2 protein-coding genes are annotated in these 3,576 nt (G+C 72.7%); one reads left to right on the top strand and one right to left on the bottom strand.

Annotated elements, in window-relative coordinates:
• Positions 1-50 precede the first annotated feature (50 nt).
• Positions 51-683: a DsbA family protein gene (locus ACFRMQ_RS39300; protein ID WP_380735692.1), complete on the bottom strand. Its 633-nt coding sequence runs from the start codon at positions 681-683 to the stop codon at positions 51-53.
• Positions 684-911: 228 nt separating this feature from the next.
• Between ACFRMQ_RS39300 and pepN the strand changes: the two genes are divergently transcribed.
• Positions 912-3,524 carry an aminopeptidase N gene (pepN, locus tag ACFRMQ_RS39305; protein WP_380735693.1) on the top strand — a complete coding sequence of 871 codons (2,613 nt, stop codon included), beginning with the start codon at positions 912-914 and terminating at the stop codon, positions 3,522-3,524.
• Positions 3,525-3,576: the final 52 nt, after the last annotated feature.

A 3,576-nucleotide genomic window follows, 5' to 3' on the forward strand; every position in this document is an offset into this window, starting at 1 on the left:
GTGCCGGGCCCTCGCCACGCGCTCCGGCGGCGGCTACCCGCCGCTCCCCCTCACTCGAAGGACGGGCCGTCCGTACGGGTGCGCTTGATCTCGTAGAAGCCCGGGGTGGAGGCCACCAGCAGGGTGCCGTCCCACAGCCGGGCCGCGGCCTCGCCCTTCGGGGCGGGGGTGACCACCGGACCGAAGAAGGCGACCCGCTCGCCGTCCACGCCCTCGACCGCGATCACCGGGGTGCCGACGTCCTCGCCGACCAGGGTGATGCCCTCCTTGTGCGAGGCGCGCAGGGCCTCGTCGTACGCGTCCGTGCCCGCCGCGTCGGCCAGCTCGGCGGGCAGGCCCGCGGCCACCAGCGCGGCCTCGACCGTCTCCCGGTTCTGCGGCAGGCCCTGGTTGTGGAAGCGCAGGCCCAGCTCGGTGTAGAGCCGGCCCAGCACCTCCGGCCCGTGCTGCTCGGCGGCGGCGACGCAGACCCGCACCGCACCCCAGGCGTTGTCCAGCAGCTCCCGGTAGTTCTCCGGGAGGTCCCGGTGCTCGTTGAGCACCGAAAGGCTCATCACGTGCCAGTTCACGTCGACCGGACGCAGCTGCTGGACCTCGATCAGCCAGCGGGAGGTCATCCACGCCCAGGGGCAGGCCGGGTCGAACCAGAAGTCGGCGGTCTTGCGCTCAGCGGCAGTCGTCACTGGGAGTCGTCCTTCGTGAGGTGATCCGAGGCAGGGAGGTGCTCCACCCCCCGGAACGCCAACACCCGCCCCGCGCCGCTGATTCCGGCGCGAACGCGGCGATCTGTGCAATGGTACCGACGGAGCGGGCCGTGAAAGGATGACTCCGCGCGCGGACCACACCCCCGCGCCGAGACCGCACCACCCACAGGGCGCACCACCGTGCGAGCCGGACAAAGGAGTACCGCCGTGCCGGGCAAGAACCTCAGCCGCGACGAGGCGCAGCAGCGGGCCAGCATTCTGGCCGTGGACGGCTACCAGGTCCGGCTGGACGTGACCTCGGCCCCCGACCAGGCGGCCGGCACCTTCCGTTCCACCACCACCGTCACCTTCCGCTGCTCCCAGCCCGGTGCGGACACCTTCCTCGACCTGCTCGCCCCGGCCGTCCGCTCGGTCACCCTCAACGGCCGCGCCCTCGACCCCGCCACCGCCTACGACGGCGCCCGGGTGCACGTCGACGGCCTGGCCGCCGAGAACGTGCTGACCGTCGAGGCGGACTGCGCCTACAGCCGCACCGGCGAGGGCCTGCACCGCTTCGTCGACCCGGTGGACGGCGAGACCTACCTGTACACCCACTACGAACCGGCCGACGCCCGCCGGGTGTTCGCGAACTTCGAGCAGCCCGACCTGAAGGCCCCGTTCACCTTCACGGTGACCGCCCCGGCCGCCTGGGACGTGTGGTCCAACGCGCCGCACGAGAACGTCATCGCCGAAGGCGACGCCCGCACCTGGGAGTTCGCGCCGACCAAGCCGATCTCCACCTACCTCACCGCCGTCGTCGTCGGCCCGTACCACGTCGCCCGCGACCACTACCGCCGCGAACTGGCCGACGGCACCGCGCTGGAGATCCCGCTCTCCGCGATGTGCCGCAGGTCGCTGGCCCCGCACTTCGACGCGGACGAGATCCTCGGCGTCACCAAGCTCGGACTCGACTTCTTCCACGAGCAGTTCGACTACCCGTACCCCTTCGGCAAGTACGACCAGGCCTTCGTCCCCGAGTACAACATCGGCGCGATGGAGAACCCGGGCTGCGTCACCTTCCGCGAGGAGTTCGTCTTCCGCTCGAAGGTCACCGACGCCGCCTACGAGGGCCGGGCCAACGTCATCCTGCACGAGATGGCGCACATGTGGTTCGGCGACCTGGTCACCATGCGCTGGTGGGACGACCTGTGGCTGAAGGAGTCCTTCGCCGACTTCATGGGCTCCTACGGCCTGATCGGCGCCCGCACCCGCTACTCCTCGGCCTGGGTCACCTTCGCCAACCAGCGCAAGGCCTGGGCCTACCGGCAGGACCAGTTCCCCACCACCCACCCGATCACCGCCGACATCCGGGACCTGGAGGACGCCAAGCTCAACTTCGACGGCATCACCTACGCCAAGGGTGCCTCCGTCCTCAAGCAGCTGGTGGCGTACGTCGGTTCGGAGGCGTTCTTCGAGGGCGCCCGCCGCTACTTCAAGCGCCACGCCTTCGGGAACACCGAGCTGGGCGACCTGCTGGAGGTGCTGGAGGAGACCAGCGGCCGCGACCTCAAGGCGTGGGCCGCCGCCTGGCTCCAGACCTCCGGCGTCAACGCGCTCACCCCGCAGGTCACCACCGACTCCGAGGGCCGGATCACCGAGCTGGCCGTGCTCCAGGACGGCGAGGTCGCGCGCCCGCACCGGATCGCGGTCGGCCTGTACGACCGGGACGCGGACGGCGCCCTGGTGCGCACCGGCCGGATCGAACTGGACGTCACCGGCACCCGGACCGTGGCCGCCGAGGCCGTCGGCCTGCCCCGCCCGGCGCTGGTGCTGCTCAACGACGACGACCTGACGTACTGCAAGGTCCGCTTCGACGAGGAGTCGCTGGAGACGCTGCGCACCGGCCTCGGCGACATCCACGACGATCCCTCCTTGCCCGGCACCGGGCAGGAGGGGCCCGATCGGCCTATCGGCCTCGCCCGGGCGCTGGCCTGGTCGGCGGTCTGGAACCTCACCCGGGACGGCCTGATGCCGGCCCGCGACTACGTCGCCCTGGTGCTGCGGTTCGCCGGCCAGGAGGGCAACATCGGCGTGCTCCAGTCGCTGCACGCCCAGGCCAAGACCGCCGTCGACCTGTACGCCGACCCGGCCTGGCGCGGCGAGGGCGGCCGGCTGCTGGCCGACGGCGCCCTGCGCGAGCTGCGCGAGGCCGTCCCCGGCAGCGACCACCAGCTGGCCTGGGCCCGCTTCCTCGCCCAGACCGCGGGCGGCGCCGAGCACCTCGGCCTGGTCCGCGGCCTGCTGTCCGGCAGCGCCCGGATCGACGGCCTGGAGGTGGACCAGGAGCTGCGCTGGTCGCTGTGGCTGGCCCTGGCCGCGTCCGGACAGGCCGCCGACGAGGAGCTGGCCGCCGAGCTCGACGCCGACAACACCGCGAGCGGCAAGCGGCACTACACCCAGTGCCTGGCCGCCCGGCCCACCGCGGAGGCCAAGGCCGCCGCCTGGTCGGCCGTGATCGACTCGGACGAGCTGCCGAGCGCCCTGGTCGAGGCCAACACCGCGGGCTTCTCGATCCCCGCCCAGCGCGACCTGACGGCCCTCTACGCGGCGCCGTACTTCAAGCTGCTGGAGCGGATCTGGGCCGAGCGGACCATCGAGATCGCGATGCGGATCGTCGGCGGCTTCTTCCCGATCGCCCAGACCGACGAGCAGACCCTGGCCGAGGCCGACGCCTGGCTGGCGGGGCACCCCGGGGCCGCGCCGGCGCTGCGCCGCCTGGTGCTGGAGCGCCGGGACGACCTGGCCCGCGCGCTGCGGGCGCAGGCCTGCGACCGGGCCTGACGGACCGTACGCCGAAACGGCCGTGGGCCCCGCCCGCTCCCTGGCTTCCAGG

The organism is Kitasatospora sp. NPDC056783 (genome assembly GCF_042789895.1).
Lineage (GTDB): Bacteria > Actinomycetota > Actinomycetes > Streptomycetales > Streptomycetaceae > Kitasatospora.